Genomic DNA, 2,548 nt, shown 5'->3' with positions numbered 1-2,548 from the left:
GTCGTCGGGCGGGGCGAACAGATCGGGATCCCAGTCCGCCCCCGCGTACGGATCGTCGTATCCGTCGAACGCCTCGGGAGGCGCATCCGCGTACGGCTCGGGGGCGGCGCCGGGGAAAGTCACCCCACCACGGTAACCCGGGGCACGGACACGCATCCGGCGAGCGGCTCTGTTCGGGGGAGGAATCGTCAGGAATCGGGGGTGTGGAGGATCAGTGCAACGCGCGGGTCAGCGGCGTCGGCGGGAGGTCGGATGCCTCGAGCTCGACACGTCGCGCGGTGCAGCCGACGCAGCGGACGTACCGCACCCGCCCTTCGCTCGTCGCGTGCACCGAGTCGGTGATCCACGCGTGTTCGTGGACGGGGGCGACGGACGGGGCGAGGGTGTCGGCGGCGGTCATGAGGCCAGCGTGCTGTAATGCCGTTATGCATCTCAACCCTTACGGGGAGTACGCCGTGCTGCTGGCGGCGTCGCTCGCGAACGACTGGCCCGCCGACCGCGCGGGCATCGAGGAGCGCACGCGCGAGCTCGGCATGACGATGGCGTTCCCGGTGGGATCCGACGACCACGCGCGCACGCGCGACGTGATCGACCGGTGGCTGCGGGTCGTCGATGAGCCCGACCCCGCGGCGCGCGCGGCGCTGCTGAACCTCGAGATGGCCGGGGCGGCGGCGTATCCGCGACTCACCGACCACGACGGCGAGGGCTGGCACCTCCACTACCGGGACACCGATGACGCACTCCCCCGAGTGCTGGCGGCGGTGATCTCGGTGGGCACCGCGCTGCACCTCGTCACCCGCGGCACCCACCGCCTGGGCCGGTGCGGCGCCGCCCCCTGCGACCGCGTCGTCGTCGACGTCACCCGCAACGGCCGCCAGCGCTACTGCTCGGTGCGCTGCGCGAACCGCGCCGCCGTGCGCCGGCACCGCGCGCGCGGCTGAACCACCGACCCCGAACCACCAACGCCCACCGGCGCTGGCACAGCATGCCGCGCGGCACCGGGGATGGCGGAACACGGCGGTCCCTGCGAACGTTGACCCGATCGACCGAAACCGGAGGCGACATGACCGACGCAGTGACCGTGACCCGCAACGACGACGACCGCCGCTACGAAGTGCACATCGACGGTGCGCTCGGCGGATTCCTGGAGTTCCGCCCCGCCGGGGAGGGACGGGTCGTCCTGCCCCACACGGAGGTGGACCCCGCGTTCAAAGGCAAGGGTCTGGGCTCGACCCTCGCGAGCGAGGCGCTGTCCGACCTCGCCCGCCGCGGCGACGCCGTGATCCCCTCGTGCCCGTTCGTCGCGCACTACCTGCAGGACCACGACGTCCCCGGCCTCGTCATCGACTGGCCGAACCGCGACGACGCGGCCGACTCCGCCGATCCGAGCGAACCGGCATGACCCGGCTGGACGTCGCCCCGCCGGCATCCGAGGGTCCCGTCGAGTGCGACGGGCCGCGCGCTCTCGTGGTCGAGGCCCGCGAGGTGCCCCTCGGCGGCGTCCGAGGCATGGAGGTGCACCGCACCCTCCCGCACCGTGCGCTGCCGATGGTGGGGGCGTGGTGCTTCCTCGACCGCTTCGGCCCGCAGGAGACGCTCATGCGCGTCGAGCCGCACCCGCACATCGGACTCCAGACGGTGACCTGGCCGATCGTCGGCGAAGTGCGCCATCGGGATGCCGTGGGCAGCGACGTCGTGGTCCGGCCCGGGGCACTCAACCTGATGACGAGTGGCGAAGGCATCGCGCACTCGGAGTACTCGGTCGGCGACGACCCGATCCCGCTCGATGCGCTCCAGCTCTGGGTCGCGCTGCCGGAAGACCGCCGCCACGGCGCGCCGGCGTTCGAGCGGCACGAGAACCTGCCCGTGCTCGACCTCGGCGACGGTGCGGACGCCGTCGTCGTCATGGGCTCGCTCGGCGCGGTGGATTCACCGGCGACCGTGCACACCCCGATCGTGGGCGCCGAGGTGCGCCTCCCGCCCGGGGTCACCGTCCGCATCCCTCTGCGCCGGGACTGGGAATATGCCCTCTACGGCATGATCGGCTCCGCGGAGGTCGAGACGGGGGTGGATGCCGTCGACGCCGACGCCGCGCGACGCACCTCGCCCCTGCCGAGCATGGGAGGAACGGCATCCGTCGACGGCTCCCGACTGCTGTACCTCGGGACCGGGCGCGATCATGTGGAGATCAGCTCCGCGGAGGGGGCGCGGGTGTTCCTGCTCGGCGGGGAGCCGTTCGAAGCGGACATCGTGATGTGGTGGAACTTCGTGGGCCGCTCGCACGACGAGATCGTCGAGGCACGCGAGGCGTGGGAGGCTCAGGCCCCGCGCTTCGGCGCGGTCATCGACCACGGCCCCGAGCGCATCCCCGCGCCGCCCCTCCCCGCGGTCCGCCTGACGCCGCGACGGCGCCGCGTCTAGTCGGGACCGCGGCGGTCCGGGCCGCGCCTCCCCGGTCCGCGCGTCCCGGGTCCGCGCATCCTGCGAGACTGCATCCGCCTGACATCTCCCCTGCAGCGTGCAGTGGGTTTGTCACGCAGTTGCAGTC

4 protein-coding genes are annotated in these 2,548 nt (G+C 72.8%); 3 read left to right on the top strand and 1 reads right to left on the bottom strand.

Features of this window, described 5'->3' with window-relative positions; genetic code table 11:
- Positions 1-211: 211 nt before the first annotated feature.
- Positions 212-400 (bottom strand): hypothetical protein, encoded by a 189-nt coding sequence (locus tag FE256_RS17755; protein ID WP_138178289.1) that lies wholly within the window; start codon positions 398-400, stop codon positions 212-214.
- A 25-nt stretch (positions 401-425) separates the two neighbouring features.
- Between FE256_RS17755 and FE256_RS17750 the strand changes: the two genes are divergently transcribed.
- The 3 genes from FE256_RS17750 (at position 426) to FE256_RS17740 (ending at position 2,421) form a co-directional block, all read left to right on the top strand.
- Positions 426-941, top strand: a complete 516-nt coding sequence (locus tag FE256_RS17750) for a CGNR zinc finger domain-containing protein (protein ID WP_138178287.1) — start codon at positions 426-428, stop codon at positions 939-941.
- Between the two features lie 122 nt (positions 942-1,063).
- Positions 1,064-1,402 (top strand): GNAT family N-acetyltransferase, encoded by a 339-nt coding sequence (locus FE256_RS17745; RefSeq protein WP_138178285.1) that lies wholly within the window; start codon positions 1,064-1,066, stop codon positions 1,400-1,402.
- Positions 1,399-2,421, top strand: a complete 1,023-nt coding sequence (locus FE256_RS17740; protein ID WP_138178283.1) for a pirin family protein — start codon at positions 1,399-1,401, stop codon at positions 2,419-2,421. The genes FE256_RS17745 and FE256_RS17740 overlap by 4 nt, the downstream gene beginning before the upstream one ends.
- The last annotated feature ends 127 nt before the right edge of the window (positions 2,422-2,548 follow it).

This window comes from Microbacterium sp. 5K110, from assembly GCF_005774735.1.
Lineage (GTDB): Bacteria > Actinomycetota > Actinomycetes > Actinomycetales > Microbacteriaceae > Microbacterium.
The sequence above is the reverse complement of the archived record's forward strand: the minus strand, read 5'-3'. Positions and strand labels throughout refer to the sequence as shown.

Excerpts from the sequence above, each read along its gene's own strand:
- FE256_RS17740 (WP_138178283.1), top strand. The coding sequence starts at position 1,399 with ATGACCCGGCTGGACGTCGCCCCGCCGGCATCCGAGGGTCCCGTCGAG.
- FE256_RS17745 (WP_138178285.1), top strand. The coding sequence starts at position 1,064 with ATGACCGACGCAGTGACCGTGACCCGCAACGACGACGACCGCCGCTAC.
- FE256_RS17755 (WP_138178289.1), bottom strand. The coding sequence starts at position 400 with ATGACCGCCGCCGACACCCTCGCCCCGTCCGTCGCCCCCGTCCACGAA.
- FE256_RS17750 (WP_138178287.1), top strand. The coding sequence starts at position 426 with ATGCATCTCAACCCTTACGGGGAGTACGCCGTGCTGCTGGCGGCGTCG.